Origin of the sequence: Paenibacillus sp. FSL H7-0690, from assembly GCF_037980415.1 — a bacterium.
Classification (GTDB): domain Bacteria; phylum Bacillota; class Bacilli; order Paenibacillales; family Paenibacillaceae; genus Paenibacillus_AQ; species Paenibacillus_AQ odorifer.
On sequence record NZ_CP150281.1, the window covers coordinates 5,350,544 to 5,371,513 of the forward strand.

The window sequence follows — 20,970 nt, forward strand, 5'->3', positions numbered from 1 at the left end:
CTTTTTAGCTTGGATATGTATTCCACTCAAGCTTCTCTAGTCAAGCTGCCCTGTTTCGTTCTTGTCTTAGCATACGCAATGGCTAGTAAAGATCCGATCACTGCCACCGAAGCTATATTTAATGCACCTGCGGTCAGTCCTTGCGTAAATACTTTATTAGCGGGTTCTGCATAGATCAGAATATCCAACACTGGGGCTACAAGGAACCAAGCTACAGCATTCGCTGCAATCTGAGCCAGATTAAAGCGTATTATTTCCTTCCGTCCGAATTCCCCGTCATGAATAGCGATTCTAGCTACTAACAAGCCAATAACCAGCCCTACAATTCCTGATGATATGACCCAACTGAACCATGGCGATCCATAAGATATCGTATCCTTCAGGGTATGCCCGATCAGGCCTATAAATAATCCGGCAAACGGGCCGTACAATAGGGAGAACAATGCCAGTAATGCGTATGTAGTCTCGATGTTAGTGTTTGGAATACCCGAAGGAATCGAGCCGAATCTCCCCAATATAACGAATAAAGCAGAACCAATACCAATCGCTACTATCGTCTTGATCGACAACACCTTTTGTTTTGCCATGTTTTCATCTCCCCCAACGCATCTATTATGTTTTATGTGATTATACATCGGAATAGTCGGAATTACTATAGAATCCAAATAAAAAAATCTGCAAAGCAACATAATGTTGGCTTTGCAGATTCATAGTTGATAATTCAGATCTTATTCTCTATTACTTCACTGTCACTGATACTGTAACTGTTTTGCCGCCTAGCTTTCCTTTAATGGATGTCGTTCCTTTACTCACAGCTACAATCTGACCACTTGCAGATACTCTCGCTACAGAAGGCTTGGAGCTGGTCCATACCGCACTTCCAGTAACAACAGCAGTCTTACCAGTATCATACTGTGCAGTCACGACTACATTCTGAACGGCTCCCGGAGCCATTTTCAGTCTGCTCTCATTAACGGTCAGCTTTGTTAATTTAGGAACTACAGTAATTTTGACACTAGCAGCAATCCCTTGGTAAGATCCTGTCAACGTAGCAGTACCTTCTGTTACTGCTTTAACGGTTGTAGCTTTAACCGTAGCAACCGCCTCGTTTGAGGACTCCCAATTCATACTGCTGGAGACATTCCCTGTCTTACCATTAGAATAATAAGCCGTTACCTTTATCGCTTTAGAGCCTTTAATGTTCATTTCGATAGCAGTAGGTTCTACAACTAGCTTAGTAACCTTTTGTTCAATGGTAACTGGGATACTGATGGTTTTATTAGCGTAAGTTCCCTTTAAAGTAGCAGAACCCTTCACCAGTCCTTTGATTACCTTACCGGAAGTTGTTGTCTTGATAATCGCATTCGTACCGGTAAGCTCCCATTCCATAGTTGCAGTAGCATCAAGTTCACTGCCGTTTTCCATCACAGCTTTTACTTCAGGAACAGCCTTCTCTTCACCAGTAACAATCACCAGGTTTTCTTCTGGTCCAAGCAAGACAAGGACTTTATCTTTCACTGTAACCTTTACTTCAACACTTTTTTCTCTTACAGCAGTTTTTGAAGTCGTTGGGTTTTCTGATTTTATTTTACCGATAACCTTCACAATACCTGCCGATTCAGCTACAATCTTGCCGTCTTTAATGGTGGCAATCTCATCATCCGCAGAGGTCCACTCAATATCACTGCTAAGATCTAGCTTTGTACCGTCAAGCTTTGTACCATTTACTTTTGGAAGGCTTACGGTGTCATCTGTGTAAAGCTCCAATTCCGTCTTGTCGGCTGCCAGTTCTGTGATCGTAGGATAAACTGTCAGCTTAAAGCTTTTATTAATTCCTCTGTACTCTGCTTTAATAACCGAAGTTCCCACTGCTTTAGCAGTCACTGCCGCAGTATCGCTACCAGGCGTAACGGTTGCCGCCAATTGATTATCCGAAGTCCATACTGCGCTGCCTGAAATGTTCGGAGTAGAATTCGCAGCATCGCGAACCTCAGCCTTAACGTTCAGGGTTTCGCCCATAAACAGGAATTGATCTCCTGTAGGAGTAAGTAGTAGCGCTTCATAAGGAGCACGTACATATACGTCTACTGTTTGTGTAATCCCCAGATAGGACACTGTAATTACAGCTTTACCAGCAGACAATACTTTGATCTCGCCTTTGTCTACTGTAGCTACACTAGCACTAGAAGAGGACCATTCTGCTTTCTCTGAAATATCATTTGCGCTGGATTTTGTAGTTTCTTTAGTCTCTGCAACCAACTTCAAAGGTGCATCTCCGACTAGCATCTCTAGTTCTTTAACGATTTTGTCGTCATGTTTAAGCTCAATTTCAGAATAAGGCAATTTCACTACAGCCTTAAAGGTTGCTGTTAAGGTCTTGTATTTGGCAGTGATCGTTGCTGTACCTTCACCAGCCAAAGTGATCTTACCTTCTGCAATGGTCAACACGCTTGTGTTGGAGCTGCTCCAAGTAGTATCAGCCGTTACATCCTTAGCAGAAGTCGCTGTTTCTCCACCAATCGCATTGGCTTTGACCAGCAGTTTATCCTCATCATCACCCAATTTGTAGTTCCCTTCAGAACTATATTCGAGCTTCAGTTCTTTAACAGGATGGGCTACCTCAACTTCAATGGTAGCAAGTGCATGATTATAAGTCGCTGTAATAATAGCTTTTCCACTGTCAATCGGAGTCAATAGGCCATTTACTACCTTTACAGCGTTTGTGTTAGAAGAATTCCATACAACTGCACCTGTCACATCTCTTTTAGATGAGGACCCTTCCACATTCGCATATACCTTAAGTTGCTTTGGCGTTTGTCCAACCGTAAGCTCTACTTTAGCGGAGCTTTCGAATTCAATCGAGTTGATATCGCCGGTCGCTGCAAAGACACTTACCGGAAAAACCGCAGTAGCTAACAATATCATGATGAGGAGCATTTTCGTCATTTTCCTGTACACAGTCATTTGTTCTCTCCCTTAGGCTATAATGTCGTTCGGTGGTTTATCCCCACACTCTTTTACTTATATCGACAATTGTACCCTAAGTGTTTACCCCCTGGCTCTATAAAGCGAAATTCGGGACTTTCAGACTAGATAATACGGTAAAGGTTGATCAAAATATTAGGAAGTAATATGCTAACTACTACATTCTTTCTTGAAACAAGGGGGCTACGATGAGTGCAGAGAACGTCCAACTAGAAGCAATCCCGTCTCCTAAACAGGAAGATAGCTTCCTTAAAGGGGTAAAAGATTGTATTCCCACACTACTAGGCTACTTAAGCATCGGACTTGCAGCAGGTGTTGTTCAAAAGACAGCCGGGCTCAGCATTGCTGAGATTGCCTTAATCAGCTTGATTCTTTACGCGGGCTCAGCTCAGTTTATAGCTGCTGGAATGATAGCTGTTAGCAGCTCGCCTGCGGCCATTATTATTACGATATTTATCGTGAATCTTCGCCATATTTTGCTTAGTGCAGCTCTTTCACCTTATTTCCGCCATCTTTCCCCACTGAGAAATATGCTGGTTGGTTCTTTATTGACTGATGAGACCTTCGGAGTTGCCATCAATCAAGCTTTGAATAAGCAGCAAATCAGTGAAAAATGGATGCACGGTCTAAATCTCACCGCTTATTTAAATTGGTTTCTTGCGAATGTAGCGGGAGCTTTTTTAGCCCAGTGGATCTCAGACCCTGATCAATTCGGTTTACAGTTTGCCTTACCTGCGATGTTTATTGGCATTCTTGTAATTTCCATGATTGACCGTAATAAAATCAAACTAGATTTGGTTGTCGCAATCCTTGCCGTGATCATAGCAGTAGGAAGCTCCTTCCTATTCTCCAGCAGTGTTGGAGTGATTATCGCTACAGTCATTGCGTCAACGATAGGGATGGTGTTTGAAAAATGGAAGTAAGATGGGATGTATTTCTGATCATTCTAGGAGCAGCTTTTGTGACCTTCATTCCCAGGGTGGTTCCACTCATGATCCTTAGCCGGTTTGAATTGCCAGAATGGGGAATGCGCTGGTTAAATTATGTTCCTATCTCTGTTATGGCAGCATTAATAGGTCAGGAGATATTTTTGAATGATGGGAAATTTTCGTCTTTAGCTAATAACATTGAGCTTTTTGCGGCATTGCCTACTTTTTTGGTTGCGATAAAAACCCGGAGCTTGCTAGGCACTGTACTGGCGGGGATTGTTTCAATCATGATTCTACGGATGTTTTTTTGATCCACTTCTACGCGTATGAAGTCACTATCGGACACAGCTGACCTTATTCGCAGCATTATCCCACTTTTGGAACACTAACGGACACCATAGTCGCTATAGTCATGAAAAACACCTATTATGAACTACTTTCTGAGGAATAGCTGCACTGGAGTCCGAAACTAAGCATAAAAGGCAAAAAAAATACAAATAACGCCAGCTGGGTCCGAAAGCATCATGAGATTGTTATGAATTGGTGGTCTAGACAGCAACAACTTAAAAACAGAGCAGCCCTTCCCCGCTAACGGGAAAATGGCTGCTCTGTTGTCTTTTACTAATATCTATTGCTTAACGGACAGCCTGCTGAAGCACAGTCTGACTAACCCCGACCAACTCACCGCGGCATTCGTTCACGCCAGCTTCCGTTATCTTCACCTGACAAAGTTCTCCTTGGAGTGAATCTTCTCCATCAAAGAACACCTGCAAATAGTTGTCGCTAAATCCATGCTGGATATTGCGCCCCGGTGCCCCTTTTGCGGCTCTTTCCGGAATAACACTTAATGTCTGACCTACAAATTTGCGAGCATAAGCTATTTGCATTTCTTCCGAAAGATCAATCAATTCCTGCACGCGTACATTTTTGATTTCTTCGTCGATCTGATTCTCCATCCGCGCTGCTGGAGTGCCCGTCCGCTTGGAGTAAGGGAATACGTGCATCTCGGAGTAATTAATAGCTTTCATGAAGTCGTAGCCGGCACGGAACATTTCATCGGTCTCCCCCGGGAATCCAACGATAACATCCGTAGTAATTCCGACATCCGGCATCGCCTGACGGATCAGCTGCATTTTGGCGTAATATTCTTCTGTCGTATATTTACGGCGCATCGCTTTCAGCACATCATTATGTCCGGCTTGCAGCGGGATATGCAGATGACGGCACATTTTAGAGGAACGGTTCAGCACCTCCAGCAGCTTCTCATCGATCTGGCTAGCTTCGATAGAACTGATACGTACCCGCTCCAGTCCATCCACCTTATCTAGATCCCACAGCAAATCGGCTAGACGGTAATTATCAAGATCATCACCGTAACCGCCGGTATGAATACCCGTGAGCACAAATTCCTTATACCCTGCTTCTACTAATTGATGTGCCTGGGTTACGATACTTTTGGGATCACGGCTGCGGGAAAGTCCACGCGACCATGGAATGATGCAGAATGTGCAGAAGTTGTTGCAGCCATCCTGAATCTTCATAAAAGCACGCGTCCGATCCGCAAAGCCAGGTACATCCATCTCTTCGAATTCACGTGTCTTCATAATATTACGAACAGCGTTGACCGGCTGACGTGAGGCTTCAATGTTTTTCACATGCGTCATGATCTGATCGCGGTCCTGGTTACCAATAACAAGATCGACACCAGGAATATCAAGAATCTCACCAGGAGAGGTCTGCGCATAGCAGCCAGTAACCGCCACGATAGCTTCCGGATTGCGGCGAACGGCACGACGAATCATTTGACGGCTTTTTTTGTCACCTGTATTAGTTACAGTACAAGTATTAATCAGATATACATCGGCGGGTCCCTCGAAATCGACCTGCTCGTAACCTTCATTTTTGAATAGCTGCCAGATGGCTTCGGTGTCATAAAAATTCACTTTACAACCTAAAGTATAAAATGCTACGGATGGCATCTCTTAAGCTCCTCCCATTTCTCCCGATTCATATAAAATACAAGCAGCGGCAACCATACCCGCTGTCTCACAGCGCAGAATACGCCGTCCTAGTCCTACGGAAACCGCACCAGCTTCTTCTGCCTTTTGGCATTCCTCTGGTGTAAAGCCCCCTTCAGGACCTACCACAATCAGTACCTTCCCACCAGCCTGCGGTGAAAGCGAGGATAACCAAGGGGCAACACTGCTGCGAAGCTGCAAGCCTTCTTCTTTTTCATAACAGAAATAAACAGCATCATACTCACTAAAAGTCTGTAGCAGCTGCTTCCAGGATAACGGTGAGCCTACAGCCGGAACGATGTTCCGGTGTGCCTGCTCGGCAGCTTCTTTACAAATTTTACGCCAGCGGTCCAGCCGCTTACTTTCCTTGCGTTCATCGTATTGTACAATCGTGCGCTCCGACAGAAAAGGAATAAAACCAACGGCTCCAATTTCTGTACACTTTTGAATGACAGTTTCCATCTTATCGGCCTTGGGTAAGCTCTGAGCCACTGTGATTTTTATCCGCGGTTCATGCGTCATCTCCAGGGTTTCCAGGATATTCACTGTCACTTCCCCTATTTCGATCTGAGCAATCTCAACTAACGCTTCACGGGAGACGCCATCGCTGACAATAAGCTTGTCCCCAACCTTACCGCGCATGACTTTGGCAATATGCCTTGCATCTTCCCCGTCAATTCTAACGTTATCTGCACCAAACTGCTCCGGTGTAACAAAATATCGCTGCATCTCTTCATCATCCTGTTCATGAATTCAGTAAGAAGAAACGGTAAAGACGCCTTAATAAAGACGTCACCCGTTTCTTAGAGAAATATAACTATGGATCAGGCGAAATTTAACTATCCTATTTTTCAACAAATTACATAATACAATGTTTAAGCAGGGTTGACCAGACTTCAGTCCCTACCTTAGCTGCCAAACATTCTTAGGAATAGCTGCACAAATGTTCTCGACATTTCACTAGCCCAGTGGCCAAGAGGATCGATGGTATAGGTTCGTAACCCTGGAATAAACAGAATTAATAAAAAGATAAATACAGCCCATTGCTCAAATTGCTGTAATCTGCCCCGAATGGAGTGAGGAGCAATATCCTCCACAATCCGGTAGCCATCCAGCGGAGGCAATGGAATCAGATTGAACAAGAATAAAAAGAAGTTCCATTGAATAAAGGTGCCAAAGAACAGATACACTGCCTCTAAAACGCGATCATTGGAGATCGACTCTAATACACCGGTTGCCGCAAGCACCCCATATATTAAAGCACCAATAATCCCTAGTAACAGGTTACTGATTGGGCCCGCAGCAGACACAATGACTCCCATCAGACGGGGGCGGCTAAAGTTATCACGGTTTACAGGAACTGGACGTGCCCACCCGAAACCAGCAACCAGCAGCAGTAAAATACCAAAAAAATCGAAGTGTACAGCAGGGTTAAGCGTCATGCGTCCTAATAATCTAGCGGTAGGGTCACCGAACTTATTTGCGAAATAAGCATGACTGAATTCATGTACTGTAAAAGCAATTAAAATCGTAATGAGCAGAAAAGGAAGCTGATCCAGATCTACACGTATTATACTTTGCAATATATCCATTTTTACCTCTTTCCGGCTGTAAATGCCACCCAATCTTCTTCACGGGATACTTCCATAATCTCAAAGCCGGACTCTTGTAGTGCGTTAGCCACAAGTCCTTCTTTATCCTTATAAATACCAGAGGTAATATACAAGCCTCCTGGCTGAAGTGCACGATACACATCATCCGTAAACAATACGATGATTTCTGCCAAAATATTCGCAACTACAATCTTCACCGGGAGTGTAACGCCGAGGCTATCCTCTGTTACTTGCTCCGCAGGTGTTCCCTCAAGAGTGTGACCCGGTCTAGCGGATGGCCACATTTCTCCAGCAGCCGTGTCAGCTACACCTTCACCACCTAGCAAGGAGAGCAGGTCGCTTTCTTTTACCGAAATGAACTTCTCAAGTTTGTTCAGTGCTACATTCTCGCGCGCACTTTCAACAGCTACAGGGTCCAAATCTAACGCCAGCACGGATTTCGCACCGAGCAGCATTGCACCTACAGCCAATATTCCTGAACCCGTACCAACATCGATTACTTCTTCGCCGCCGCTAATATTCTTCTCGAGCGCACGCAGGCACAAAGCTGTTGTAGGGTGAGTCCCTGTACCAAATGCCATACCAGGGTCCAGCTCAATGATTGCCTCATCGGGGCTCTCAGGCGTATATTCCTCCCAAGTTGGTTTAATCGTGAGACGCTCCGATACCCTGAGTGGTTTAAAATATTGCTTCCAAGCATGCGCCCATTCGTCTTCATCTACGGTTTTCCAAGAAATCAGCGATTTGCCCGGATCAATACCGTACTCACGCAATTCTGCTACCCGTGGAGTCAGTTCTTCTATAACAGCATCCATATCCGTGGAATCGGCATAATAACCTTTGATTACCGCTTCCCCTTCTGGGATATCATTCAAGGGTTGGTCATATAATTCACCGTAACGCGTATTCCGCTCTTTACTGAGTGTTCCGGATTCTTCAATAGAAACCCCACCCGCTCCTGCTTCATATAAAAAATTCGAAATCATTTCTTGTGCATCTTCTGTTGTATGTATCGTCACTTCATGCCATAACATCTTTATGTGATCCTCCTAAAGTTTTGTGAGCGTTAGCTTCATTGATTAACTTCGTGCAAAACTGGCTTCGTAAGCATAGACTTAGTTTTGTGAGCATTCGCTTCATAGTATAACATTTCTTCTTGGGGTAACGCCAAACTACAGATCAACGCTCTGCCATGCCCGGGCTGCTCCTGCAAAAGCAATCGAGCGAATGATCATCTACCATCCCCGATGCCTGCATGAAAGCATAACATATGGTAGAGCCGACAAACTTCATGCCTCGCTTTTTTAATGCTTTACTCATTGCGTCAGACTGAGCCGTTGAAGCAGGGACATCCGCACGTGTCTTCCAATGATTAAGCGTAGGCGCGCCCCCCACAAAGCTCCAGAGATAATCTGAAAAGCTGCCTGTTTCCGCACTAATTTGCAAATATACTTTTGCATTACGAATGATAGAATCAATCTTTAAGCGATTTCTAATAATCCCGGGATCGTTCATCAACTCAGCAATTTTCGGCTCATCATAATGCACAATCTTTTGCGGATCAAATCCATCAAATACCTCTCTGTAATGTGCCCGCTTTTTTAAGACGGTGTACCAGCTTAACCCTGCCTGCATGCCTTCAAGCATGAGTAATTCAAACAGCTTCCGGTCATCATACAGAGGTTTGCCCCACTCTTCATCATGGTATGCGATATATAAAGGATCCTCATTAACCCAAGCACAGCGAGTGATTTCCATCCTTTTCTCTCCTTTACGCTAATCCTCGCTAAGTCCACTCAGCATCTACTCACTGTAAACGAAAAAAAGGGAAGAACACAAGGTTCCTCCCTAAAAAAGATTTTCTATGGCCGCAGCTGCACTCTTGTTTCTTTATCCGGATCGTCAGTCGTATAGAAGAATATATAAATAGAAGCTTCTGTACCTTTGAAACCCTTGTAAACATCAATGGCCTTATTGTTTCCATCCCCAGTGAAATTAACGGTCAGAGGTTTCCCTAAAATACGCTCTTTCCCCAGTCCGATATGGGTCTGGTTAATTCCACCGAAGCGAGCATCTTCACTTTCAGTCTCTACATAAAGATCGGCACCCTGCATATAGTACGTCCATTTTACCGGGTATCCGCTAAGCTGCTGGATAAGCGTCTGTTTCTTATCAGATATATTCGTCAACAGAAGCGGTGTTTTTTCGTCTTTGTTAATTTTATAGCTGCCGTGCTGAGTCACCTTGTATTTAGCAACAAAGGTAATTGGCGTCTCTTCTGTGATTTCAAGGTCAACTGGCCGCTCAAAACGAAGCACTGTTAATTCCGGCTCACCTTCTGGAGATCTCCAGAAATTGCCCTCCAGCGTCTTGCCTGCTACTTCAAGAGTAGACTTTTGATACGGGAAATTGTTGCCTTTCTCTTTACTTCTAATAGCGATTCGAATTTGAGTAGGCGTCACTACCATTTTCTCCAGCGTGTAATTAGGTTCGCCCTCTTCTAGCGGCAGATTCAATGAGGTATTTATGGTTCCGCTCTCCATCTGCTTTTTGCTTAATTGAAGATCAAAAGCTAGGGGCCCCTCAACCTTTTTTTCTTGTTTCATGTACTGCAGCTTGTAATTCACTTCTCCACTGGAAATATCAGCCGCCTTAAAATATTGCTGGGACGTATATTCCCCGTTTTCTCCCGGTGTACCGAAAGCACCTCCAGCCAGCGAATTTATGAGCGTTCCGTTTTTGTAAGCGACTATATTTGGAAAGGCCCATTTTTTTGTTTCTGGCTGATCAAAAATGATCGCTGAAGAGAATAATATTTTTTCTTGTCCTTGGGTAAATGGTTTCACCTCTATGCTGCGCATTCCTTCCTGTCCAATAGGAAACTTTTGTGTCTCCTGCGATTGGATATCCAGCGGTAAATCTAACTCCTGTGTGCTAAAGGCTTGCAGATTATCTGCAACTAGTTGCACATTCACAGTATCCTTTTTCGGTGTCCAATCACTCTCGAAATATCCGTTGTAATGTTGATTTTTCTCATCCCATAACACATAACTGAACTCACTAGGACCATTCGCCCCATCTACGCCCTTCAAAGTCATTCCATTAACATTCCAATTTTCATTTTCCAAGCGTTTTCCTACATCCAAAGTGAATAAGATAACCGTCCGATTCTCATCCACAATCGCTGTATGTAGCTTCAGAGTTACTCCATCCTGCGTCACTGACTGGTTCAGTTGTTGTCCGAGATTTTGGGCCAGCGCTGCTTGAACGCCTCCTCTCCCATGGAGCAAATTATCCCAATCATAATGCACTGCTGCATATACGGGTGCCGCTGCAATAAGTACTGAAAATGAAGCCACCACAGCTATTTTACTCCAGTTTCTCCCTCTGTTCCCGCTACCATTCGCCATACGAAGTTGTAGGGGAGTCATTGTACTGTTTTCTTGCTCTAAACGTCCCCACATGCGTTCAAAATCTGGATAAGGCACGCCTTTATCTTCATTTAAACGATGCTCCAGCATATTTTCTAACTTTTTCAAAAGCTTCGCCCTCCTTTAGTTCAAGTTGAACCCCAGCCTCCTGCAGGATTCTCCTCATTACCGTTAGCCCTTTATGCAGTCTAGATTTGGTCGTTCCGAGTGGAATGGACAGCAAATCCGAAATTTCAGCCAGACTGAAATCATGCATATACCTAAGTGTGAGCACCATCCTAAGTTTGATAGGGACCTGGCTCATATATTGCGCCCACTCGACCTCCGTCTCACGCTGCTCAATCTGCTGCTCCACAGCTGTTTCTGCCGTTTTATTAAAGAAATGAAGGTTGTCCGTAATCTTCTGTTGTAAAGTCCGTTTTCGTTTCAAATGATTGAGGCAATGGTTGACCGTTATTTTCATAATCCAAGCCTTGATATGCTCCACGTGCTCACGATTACTGCGAAATACGGTAATAAAGACATCCTGAGTCAAATCCTCTGCATCCGCCGCGTCATGCACCATATAGTAGCAAGTCCGGTATACATCTTTATTGTAGGTTTCAAATAACTCTCGGTTACTCTCCAAATTTTGCGCCCTCCTTTCTTGACTGAGATATCTATATGACAACCAATCCTTGGAAAAGGTTCGTTTTTCTGAGCATAAACTATCGCTACTCTTAAAGACATAGAGAAAATCAAACAGGCTTAATAATCTGAATGAAGCAAATGGAGGAAGGACAATGACTCTTTTAACTACTGGTCCGTAGAAAACAATGTTAACTCAGAAAACAACACAAGACTTACACAACAGGTCACTGTCAAAATTGCTAATGGTAGCGGTCAGATTGCTTCCACAGTTCTGATCGAAGGCTACTACATGAATGAAGAAAGAATTCAATATGTAGGCGATCTGCTAGATGTGATGCCAAATCAGGTAATAACTAAAAATTATTTTGCGGATTTTGATACCTTCGAATTTTTTTTCACAACTGCTAGTTTGCCAGACCATCCAATCCAAATCTCATTTTGGGGTAAAGACAGTGCAGAGAAATTAGTAGCCCAGCATCGATTAGCTACAGCAGAATTACTTGGATATGATGGGGCAACTGGCGCAACTGGCGCAACTGGAGCGACTGGGGTGACGGGGGGGCTAAAGGTGGGACTGGCTCTGATGGGGCGATTGGGGACACCGGAGTTACTAAGGTTAGTGTTACTGTAGACGGAGTCATCACAAATCATAGATATATGATTCCTACCTTGATTGTTAACAAAATCGGATAATACCAACAATAAAAGGGTCCATCTCTTTCAAGTAGGAGACCGACCCTTTTTTGCTGATATTCAATCTATCAACATACATATTAACAATTAAAGGATATCCATAACCTCGCGCGCTTGTGTGTCGAGATTTTGTGCAGAAGAAGCAATCTTCGAAAAATCCTCCAACGCCACCAGAACCTGCTGCTGACTATCTTCTATACTTTCTTGTACTTGATTTGTTCCTATAGAGATCTTTCCAATTTCCAGCGTGATCGCATCCACACTATCCCGTACCTTTATGATCGAATCTTGTACCATAGAAGATAATTTTCTTACTTCTTTTGCCACTACGTCAAAACCTCGCCCATACTCCCCGGCATGCGCTGCCTCAATAGCAGCATTTAGGGCTAATAATTGCGTTTGCGAAGCAATATCGCGAATCGTTTGCACGATGCTATGAATCGATACAGCTTGCTTTTCAAGATTAGCTAGAGTATGTGTATTTTCTATCGATACTTCGGCGATTTTGTTGATGCTTCGTAATAATTCTTGACTGCGCTCAATACCTAAATCTGCTCTTTGATTCAAGCTGTCTGCCATCTCTTGCATCCGTTGCACAACATTACTCAGGTTGTTTTGTCTTTGGGTGATATTAGTTGCTATTTTAGATACTCCGATGACTTGTTCATTGCTTTCATCAAATACTGGCATGTAGGTAGCTTCAAGCCAAACCGCATTTCCTTTCGAATCCATTCGTTCGATCTTATCCTGAAAACTCTTCCCTGTAAAAAGATCCTGCCAAAACCGTTCGTAACCTGGGCTATCTGCGAAATGTGGAAAACAGAACTCTTTATGATGCATTCCGTACATTTCATCTTTTTTATATCCCATGGAATTTGCAAAAACTTCATTCACATAAGCTACCCGGCGATCAAGGTCAAACCGGATAATAGCTAAATTTCTTTCTAAAGATCTAACAACAAGCTCATCAGTAACTCCTTGAGAGTGTACCAGCCCCATTCTAATTCCCCCTGAAAAATTCAATAGTTGATAGGTCGTAGTTAGTATATTCGAACAATTATACATCCTTAATCTGTAGTGTGATATTAGCTATATTACTTAAAATATTTATAACTTCTGCAGACGTTAATATACTCGAAATGATGATAATTAGGGAAAACATCCCTAATGATGTGCAAGATTCGAATGTTCATCTATCTTTTTGGGAAATACTCCCCAAAAACTCATGAAATCAGGTCTTTTTCTATCTTTTCAGGGGATTTTCAGGGAGGTTTTCCCTAAAATCTCTTTTTTTCGAGCATTTAGAGAAAAATAGAGGGAGGTTTTCCCTAATTTCATTTTCCAACAGAAAAATATCTACAGCTACGTCGACTATGAGACCCCCAAATTCTTCTTAGCATTAGCCTTACTTATAAGCTAAAAGCTTGCCCTAACTTAGTTCATTCATTTTTACTGATCCATTACCAAAAACCCCAGCTGCAAATATCAGCTAGGGTTCAAACTCTCAATTTCATTTTCAAAATTCCTATCATTCTCAATCCCCTTGTAGCAAAGTATGGAAGTTCCTCCGTTTTCAAATGCACTCCAGCCAGACTGCGGCGCAGCAAGCCACGCCTACCCTCGCCTTCATGCAACAGTTGTCTGCGACCTGTACGAATATTTTCCTTCTCCCATTGTACACACATTCAAAATTATCTTACTTATTGGATTTATAATCTTTTATCTTAATCCCCAAAACCATATCCTTCTGATATGCGTCAGCTTGCTTCAAACCAATAATCCTTGGGTCTGAAGGGTAGTGACGTTCAAGATATAACAAAAATGCGTGATGAAACCTAATTTCAGCATCCAATTTATTCAGTTCGTTCGGATGATTCTCTAGTTCGGTTAATTCTGCTTCCCATCGATACAAATCGCTCGCCTCAGAGCGCTCCATACGAACCTTCTCTGTCAGCTCCCGCAACTCACGATAGGCCCGTTTTACTTTTGGAGAGTACAACTGCTTCTGGTTCAAATAGGTTAATAATGCGATCAATAAGGCTAATCCTGTCCACAAAATAACGTTATCCATCTTTTCCCCCCACACTTAAGCTCTTCGCCCTAATTATACATGCCCAAACGCAAAAATACCCCACAAAGTGAGGTATCCGCCTTAGCTTTTTTAGCTGCTATTCTTTCTTCATAATCTCATTCAGCTGACGTTTGTCCGCTTCTTGTGCGCGATCCTGAGCTTCAATATCATCAAGATCGGCTTCCGCCGCCGAGAATTCTACATCCTCCGCTTTAGCTTCGTATAACATTTTCAATTTCTCCGTCTTGGAGAAGATTTGTGAGTTCTCTCTATCCATTATTTGTCTCCTTCCTTCTTATTAATGAGTGCCTGATCAGACCATCCCGCCTGCTTCTTCAATTAAGCGCAGAGCCTGATCGTAGGACTCCGTATGCACAATAACCGTAAGCAAAATATCTCTCCCCGTTGGACCTCCGTTACCACCATGACTCATTCCGCTAGAGCTGGTGTCCGCAGCTGCAAGTATGCCTGTGTGTGCGTACTCAGCAGTCATGGAGTCCATTCTGGCCACATTGCCTGTCACCGGATTTACCCCTGAGCTAAAGCTGGTACCTCCATATCTACTGAAGCGATCGATGGAAACTTCAATGGCCCGAAGTGCACGAAGCTTGCGCGCGACGCCTTCGGCTTCCTCTGGACTTTTAAAATATGCCAAAATATATCTTTCCGACATCTTATCCCCGCTCTCGCTTGAAATTCAGATATCTGTTGCATTCATTTATATTGTCTTAATTTCACTTGTTTTATGCTCTGATTTTCTTATATTCCACTTATCTACTGGGAATTCGACATTTTCCTCAACACTTCGCTGCAATATGGTACTAAAGTTGTATATTCGATTTGAAGTTATAGCTGTAGAATAAATTTAATTTTCATAATTTTTTACATTTTATATTGAGGAGGAGAACCACAGACACATTGCAATACAAAAAAATTCATTTGGGAGGATGAACTTATTTGAAACGTACCTTTAAACACTCTATTCAAAGATTTGGTATTGGAGCGGCAAGCTTCGGACTGGCTGTGTCTGTTCTTTTTCCATCAGCTGCATTTGCGAACTCATCCCTTGAATCTTCAACCCTGGTTACGGATGTACAATCTCAAAGTGTGACCCCTCATAACTATGCTGGAGTACTCAAAGGTTCAGCACCAGTTTCAGTAATTGTGGAATTGACTAATAAACCAGTCAGTGTGTATGTAAATGAGGCAAAAACTTATTCTTTACGATCCTCAGTCTCCTCACAACGCAGTAAAATTATCTCAGAGCATAAAAGCTTTATTTCCTCAACACAGAAAATCGATGCCGATATCGGTTTTGAATACAGTGAGATTTTTAACGGGTATTCCATTACGCTGCCAGCCAATCAAGTAAACAAGCTGTTAGAGCTTCCAGGCGTTGCGGCTATCTATCCAAATGAAGAAGTACATGCACTAGCAGACAGTGTTGAAGTAGCGACATTACCTGTTACACGTTCCTATTCAGACAGCGGCAAGCTAATAGGCGCGGACAAACTACATGATTTAGGTTACACAGGCAAAGATATACAGGTAGCTGTTGTTGATACTGGTATTGATAAGAATCACCCTTTGTTAAAAGATAATTATAAGGGTGGCTATGATGTATATGATCAGGATGATGATCCGGCTGAAACAGCCCCTGATGCTAACTTCCCTCCAAGAGCAGGTACTCCTTACGAAACCTCGCATGGTACACACGTTGCCGGGACAATTTTAGATGTGGCACCTGAGGTAGAATTGTATGCGTATCGCGTACTTGGTCCCTATGGATCTGGTTCCACAGCAGATGTAATTGCGGGTATTGAGAAAGCAGTCGATGACGGAGCAGATGTGATTAACCTTTCTCTAGGCTCTAGTGTCAACCAAAGCTATTCCGCGAGTTCAATCGCGATAGACAATACCGTAAAATCGGGCGTGAATGTTATTGTTGCCGCCGGTAACGCTGGACCGGATGCAGGAACACTGGGCGAACCCGCTGGTGCCCAACTCGCGCTTAGTGTTGGAGCTTCTACTACTCCGATAAATACCCCTTTCTTTGATATTGGCGATGTTAAAAAGATTCCCGGGACATTAGCCAGTTACTCCCCAGATTTAATCGATAATATTGCTGGCAGTAAGATCGTTTTCGCTGGTCTTGGGAGTCCTTCCGATTACAAAAATCTGGATGTCAAAGATAAGGTAGTGCTTGTTGATCGGGGCTCGCTGAGCTTCTCAGACAAATCTCTTAATGCCAAAGCTGCTGGTGCGAAGCTTCTGCTGATTGCCAATAATGAGCCTGGTGAAATCAGCCCCACCCTTGGTGCGCCTGGGGATTACATTCCTACCTACGGAATCAGTCAAGCCGATGGCAAAAAAATAAAAACTCAGATGGCTGCTGCTAAAGATATAATCAGTTACTATATAGCGCTTGAAGTAAATCAGTTAGCAAACTTCAGTTCTATGGGTCCAGGGATGCCCGATTATCTAATAAAACCTGATGTTGTAGCGCCCGGAGTCAATATCAACTCGACGATCCCTAGCTGGGATGGGAACTATGACCATGCTTTCGGCTTAAAAAATGGCACTAGCATGGCAACCCCACATGTTGTAGGAGCTGTGGCTTTGTTACTGAGTAAAAACTCTGATCTGAAGCCAAATGAAATTAAAGCTCTGTTGATGAACAATGCTGATCCTATTTTTAACCGTGATGGGAATTCTTACTCCTTGTACCAACAAGGTGCAGGTTTAATTAATCTGGAGAAGTCGATAAACGCTAAATCCATTGCTAAAGTCGGTGAGATCCTTAACAGCGGTCTTCCGGGTACTGTTGAAATCCCTTATTACACAGGTTCCTTATCCTTCGGCTTACAGCCAAAGGGTGTTACTGTAACGAAAGCTGTCTATGTAGAGGACTTTAAAGGAAACGGAGAAACATACACCCTGTCCACCAAATGGCTGACAGAAGCTCCTACTGATATTAGTATTGATTTTGCACCAAACAGCGTTACCTCAGGGGCAGATCAATATGCACAATTTACACTCAATGTATCTAAAACAGCAAAAGAGGGCGCATATGAAGGCATCCTGTTACTTACCTCTGATACAGAAACCCTTCGTCTGCCATTTAATGTTGTTGTAGGTGACCAATTTAATGTAGCACCTATTAATCAGCTCTCTTTTGAAAGTCCACAAATTTCACCTAATGGTGATGGTCGCTCAGACGACACCACCTTTACCTTTTCTGTCAATGAAGAGCTGGAAGGCATAAGTTTCGTTGCCTCTTCAAAAGATGCTCCCGCAACAGTTTTAGGTGAAGTTTATGCGATCGATGAGAAGATCTATCGTGGTGTATACGAAGTTCCAAATTGGGATGGAACATTAACAGACCTGGAGACCTCCGCCAAGTCTACTTTAGCAGATGGTCACTACTACATCATTCCTGTGCTTCCCAATGGGCAACTGCTCGAGAAACAAAAGGCCGAGTTCACAATTGATACCGAGAAGCCGCTAGTTTCCGGCATCACCATTGAGGAGTATGAACGCGAAGCGCCAACCGATCCTGGCGTGGCACAAATTAGTGGTTTCATTGATGATGACCTAATGGCCTATTATATTTCTAATACAAACCCTATTGGAAACTGGTTTACCGTATATGCCGAAGGCAAACATTATGATGGGAATGCTTATAAATTTGGCGGTGTGATTGCAAATAACGGTGCCTTTACCATTGATGTTCCTGTTAACGAGGGGCTAAATGAGTACAAAGTCCATGTGGTCGATAAAGTTGGCAATGGTGCAGACGACGATGATTACGTTCAGCGGCTGCTTTATAGCACAGGGGACGGTACTTTCACAGTAACTCCGGCTCTTTCTGCATCCACCATTGAAGTAGGACAATCTGTGACCGTTGATTTAGATTATTCCGTGACAGATGAGGTTTATGGCGTCTATGGGGCTTCATTCGGTGTCATATACGATGATTCCCTTGAAACACCAGTAATCCAGCCAAGCGTACAGCTGGTTACGTATCAAGAGGAGCATTTCTCTAGTGTTCCACTTACAGAATATTCACAAACGTATGATCTTGGAGACGGCCACAAACTGACACAATATAGTGTCAATCTGTCAGGAGGTGCTTATCACGGCTCTGGCTCACTAGCCCAAATAACCTTCGAACCAGCAACAGCAGGAGATTATTCCTTTGAGCTATATGATGTCCAGATTTGGAATGATGCCACAACATCAACTATCCCATCTGGTTTGAGAACAGTAAGTGTAACTGTAAACACACCTGAAAAACCTACACCAACGCCGACACCGACACCAACGCCAACGCCAACGCCAGATCCAACAGAAACACCAACACCGACACCAACACCATCGCCTACATCGCCTCCATCTTCTGAGTCGTATGTACCTACAGCAACCAGCACTCCCACTCCTGGACCTTCTTCGAAATCCGGGAAGCTAGTAGAGACAGCCGATCCAGCTGGTGGTAAAGCTTCAGCGGTGTTTAATATCTTAGATACTGCATTAACAAATTCGATTCAGAATGCAAAAGATAAGACTTCTGTACTTGATCTTAGCGATGTGAATTTCAATAAGTATAGCCAAGTCGTTATTACGCTTACCCCGGCGCAAGCTGAACAGTTGAAGAAATCGGAGAATGCACTCAGCCTTAACGGTAATGGATTCAATGTTCTTATTCCAGCGGCAACCCTTCCGGATTTCATTAGCAGCAGTGGTTTGTTGCTTACGATAAGTCTGGCTGATGCTAGTGATGCAGCAGTGTTATCAGGAAGCTCAGCTGCGATCAATATTGGTTCTTCCATTCTTACCATCAAAAATGGTTGGACAACCGGAAAGCCGGTTACCCTTCAGCTTAATCTAAAAGACAGCAGTCTACGTGATGCTCGAAAAACTGCCGCCTATGCAGAAACAAAGGATCATAAATGGTCCTATCTGCAACCTGGATCTTTCTCTAAAGAAGGTATTCTACAGTTTACAGTTACTGGCGACGGCTCATATAGCGTTGCATCCCGTAATGTAAGCTTCAAGGATATCGGCACACACTGGGCTAAAGGCGATATCGAAGTTCTTGCTGCTCATGGCATCATTGCCGGCAAAGGAACCGATGGCAGCTTCAAACCTGCTGACACCTTAAATCAAGCGGAACTGTTAACGCTCTTCGACCGTCTACTCGGAAAAGGTGACACATGGAATACTCGTATCAAACAAAGTGGTTCACGCGATGTGCTGACTCGCGAAGAAGCAGCCCTTATCATAGCTGAGGCCCTAGGCGCTGATCTTACAGTAGCTAAGACTCCTTTGAGCTTTAAGGATGCCGACAACATCGCTGCAGAAGCACGTAACGCCGTAGCCTATGCTGTAAGCAAAGGTTATCTCAAGGGCGTTGGTGCGGACAACTTCAATCCACAAGGCACTCTGACTCGTGCACAAGCAGCAACGATTCTGAGCCGTGTGTTTGAGGACCTACGTTCTTAAACAGTATCTAGTTGAACTCTCAAAGAAAGCCCCAGCAGCCATTTGGCTGCTGGGGCTTTCTCGTCTTAAGGTCACATCTGGGCGCATACGAGACAACTATCGGACACAGTTGCACTTAAACACTGAATTATGCGACTTTTGCCATGCCAACGGACCCCATAGTCGCTATTTGCACGAAAGACACCAAATATGAGCGTGTTACTAGGCAATAGCTGCACTGGAGTCCGAAACTTCGCTCAAAAGGAGAAAAATGTGCTAATTGCATCAGCTGAGTCCGACTTCGCACAAAAGGCGATAAATTTGCAAATAGCGTCAGCTGGGTCCGTATGCCTCCAGCGTCAGCTGGGTCCGTATGCCTCCAGCGTCTTCTGGGTCCTATCCACTCAGATGATTATTCTCAGCGCTATCGGACACAGTTGCACTTACACGCTGAATTATGCGACTTTTGCCATGCCAACGGACCCCATAGTCGCTATTAGCACGAAAAACACCAATCATGAGCACTTTTCTAGGCAATAGCTGCACTGAAGTCCGAAACTTCGCTCAAAAGGCGATAAATTTGCAAATAGCGTCATCTGGGTCCGTATGCCTCCAGCGTCTTCCGGGTCCTATCCACGCAGAAGATTATGCTCGGCACTATCGGACACCGTTGCACTTAAACGCTGATTTATGCGACTTTTGCCATGCCAACGGACCCCATAGTCGCTATTAGCACGAAAGACACCAAATATGAGCACTTTTCTGAGCAATAGCTGCACTGGAGTCCGAAACTTCGCTCAAAAGGCGATAAATTTGCAAATAGCGTCAACTGGGTCCGTATGCCTCCAGCGTCTTCCGGGTCCTATCCACGCAGAAGATTATGCTCGGCACTATCGGACACCGTTGCACTTAAACGCTGATTTATGCGACATTTGCCATGCCAACGGATCCCATAGTCGTTATTAGCACGTAAAACACCAAATATGAGCACTTTTCTAGGCAATAGCTGCACTGGAGTCCGAAACTTCGCTCAAAAGGAGAAAAATTTGCAAATAGCGTCATCTGGGTCCGTAAGCCTCCAGATTCTTCTGGGTCCTATCCACGCAGAAGATTATGCTC

17 protein-coding genes are annotated in these 20,970 nt (G+C 43.8%); 4 read left to right on the forward strand and 13 right to left on the reverse strand.

Translation table 11 applies throughout. From position 1 onward, the window contains the following. Positions 1 to 26: 26 nt before the first annotated feature. A complete protein-coding gene (locus tag MHI32_RS23615; RefSeq protein WP_076128974.1) occupies positions 27 to 587 on the reverse strand; it encodes an ECF-type riboflavin transporter substrate-binding protein in 561 nt (186 codons plus the stop codon). A 151-nt stretch (positions 588 to 738) separates the two neighbouring features. Continuing rightward, entirely contained in the window at positions 739 to 2,964 is a 2,226-nt protein-coding gene (locus MHI32_RS23620; protein WP_076128972.1) for a hypothetical protein, read from the reverse strand. A 209-nt stretch (positions 2,965 to 3,173) separates the two neighbouring features. On the opposite strand from MHI32_RS23620, the gene MHI32_RS23625 reads away from it, so the two are divergent. Both MHI32_RS23625 and MHI32_RS23630 read left to right on the forward strand, forming a co-directional pair. Beyond that, positions 3,174 to 3,908 (forward strand): AzlC family ABC transporter permease, encoded by a 735-nt coding sequence (locus MHI32_RS23625; RefSeq protein ID WP_036683898.1) that lies wholly within the window; start codon positions 3,174 to 3,176, stop codon positions 3,906 to 3,908. Further along, positions 3,899 to 4,225, forward strand: a complete 327-nt coding sequence (locus tag MHI32_RS23630; protein ID WP_036683900.1) for an AzlD domain-containing protein — start codon at positions 3,899 to 3,901, stop codon at positions 4,223 to 4,225. Before MHI32_RS23625 ends, MHI32_RS23630 begins: the two co-directional genes overlap by 10 nt. A gap of 324 nt (positions 4,226 to 4,549) precedes the next feature. Here the strand turns inward: MHI32_RS23630 and mtaB are convergent, their stop codons facing one another. The 7 genes from mtaB to MHI32_RS23665 all read right to left on the reverse strand — a co-directional run bounded on the left by mtaB (position 4,550) and on the right by MHI32_RS23665 (position 11,604). Then, positions 4,550 to 5,893, reverse strand: coding sequence for a tRNA (N(6)-L-threonylcarbamoyladenosine(37)-C(2))-methylthiotransferase MtaB (mtaB, locus tag MHI32_RS23635; RefSeq protein ID WP_340011047.1), 1,344 nt, complete (start codon positions 5,891 to 5,893; stop codon positions 4,550 to 4,552). 3 nt (positions 5,894 to 5,896) lie between these two features. Further along, complete coding sequence (locus MHI32_RS23640) at positions 5,897 to 6,661, reverse strand: RsmE family RNA methyltransferase (RefSeq protein WP_076185272.1); 765 nt, start codon at positions 6,659 to 6,661, stop codon at positions 5,897 to 5,899. Positions 6,662 to 6,840: 179 nt separating this feature from the next. After that, positions 6,841 to 7,524: a site-2 protease family protein gene (locus MHI32_RS23645; protein WP_340011049.1), complete on the reverse strand. Its 684-nt coding sequence runs from the start codon at positions 7,522 to 7,524 to the stop codon at positions 6,841 to 6,843. Positions 7,525 to 7,526: 2 nt separating this feature from the next. After that, entirely contained in the window at positions 7,527 to 8,579 is a 1,053-nt protein-coding gene (gene prmA / locus MHI32_RS23650) for a 50S ribosomal protein L11 methyltransferase (RefSeq protein ID WP_076185273.1), read from the reverse strand. A 145-nt stretch (positions 8,580 to 8,724) separates the two neighbouring features. Beyond that, entirely contained in the window at positions 8,725 to 9,303 is a 579-nt protein-coding gene (locus MHI32_RS23655; protein ID WP_076185274.1) for a DNA-3-methyladenine glycosylase I, read from the reverse strand. A 104-nt stretch (positions 9,304 to 9,407) separates the two neighbouring features. Further along, positions 9,408 to 11,084, reverse strand: a complete 1,677-nt coding sequence (locus tag MHI32_RS23660) for a DUF4179 domain-containing protein (RefSeq protein WP_340011050.1) — start codon at positions 11,082 to 11,084, stop codon at positions 9,408 to 9,410. Then, a complete protein-coding gene (locus MHI32_RS23665) occupies positions 11,044 to 11,604 on the reverse strand; it encodes an RNA polymerase sigma factor (protein WP_076128962.1) in 561 nt (186 codons plus the stop codon). Before MHI32_RS23665 ends, MHI32_RS23660 begins: the two co-directional genes overlap by 41 nt. A 291-nt stretch (positions 11,605 to 11,895) precedes the next feature. On the opposite strand from MHI32_RS23665, the gene MHI32_RS23670 reads away from it, so the two are divergent. Continuing rightward, entirely contained in the window at positions 11,896 to 12,237 is a 342-nt protein-coding gene (locus tag MHI32_RS23670; RefSeq protein ID WP_340011052.1) for a hypothetical protein, read from the forward strand. Between the two features lie 149 nt (positions 12,238 to 12,386). Here MHI32_RS23670 and MHI32_RS23675 read toward each other — a convergent pair whose 3' ends face one another. The 4 genes from MHI32_RS23675 to MHI32_RS23690 all read right to left on the reverse strand — a co-directional run bounded on the left by MHI32_RS23675 (position 12,387) and on the right by MHI32_RS23690 (position 15,043). Next, on the reverse strand, positions 12,387 to 13,298 hold the full coding sequence (locus MHI32_RS23675; protein ID WP_248549494.1) for a methyl-accepting chemotaxis protein: 912 nt from the start codon (positions 13,296 to 13,298) through the stop codon (positions 12,387 to 12,389). Between the two features lie 697 nt (positions 13,299 to 13,995). Next, on the reverse strand, positions 13,996 to 14,370 hold the full coding sequence (locus tag MHI32_RS23680; protein ID WP_340011055.1) for a hypothetical protein: 375 nt from the start codon (positions 14,368 to 14,370) through the stop codon (positions 13,996 to 13,998). 97 nt (positions 14,371 to 14,467) lie between these two features. Then, complete coding sequence (locus MHI32_RS23685; protein WP_036683923.1) at positions 14,468 to 14,647, reverse strand: YfhD family protein; 180 nt, start codon at positions 14,645 to 14,647, stop codon at positions 14,468 to 14,470. A gap of 36 nt (positions 14,648 to 14,683) precedes the next feature. Beyond that, positions 14,684 to 15,043, reverse strand: a complete 360-nt coding sequence (locus MHI32_RS23690; RefSeq protein WP_340011057.1) for a hypothetical protein — start codon at positions 15,041 to 15,043, stop codon at positions 14,684 to 14,686. Between the two features lie 284 nt (positions 15,044 to 15,327). On the opposite strand from MHI32_RS23690, the gene MHI32_RS23695 reads away from it, so the two are divergent. Further along, positions 15,328 to 19,872 (forward strand): S8 family serine peptidase, encoded by a 4,545-nt coding sequence (locus MHI32_RS23695; protein ID WP_340011058.1) that lies wholly within the window; start codon positions 15,328 to 15,330, stop codon positions 19,870 to 19,872. The last annotated feature ends 1,098 nt before the right edge of the window (positions 19,873 to 20,970 follow it).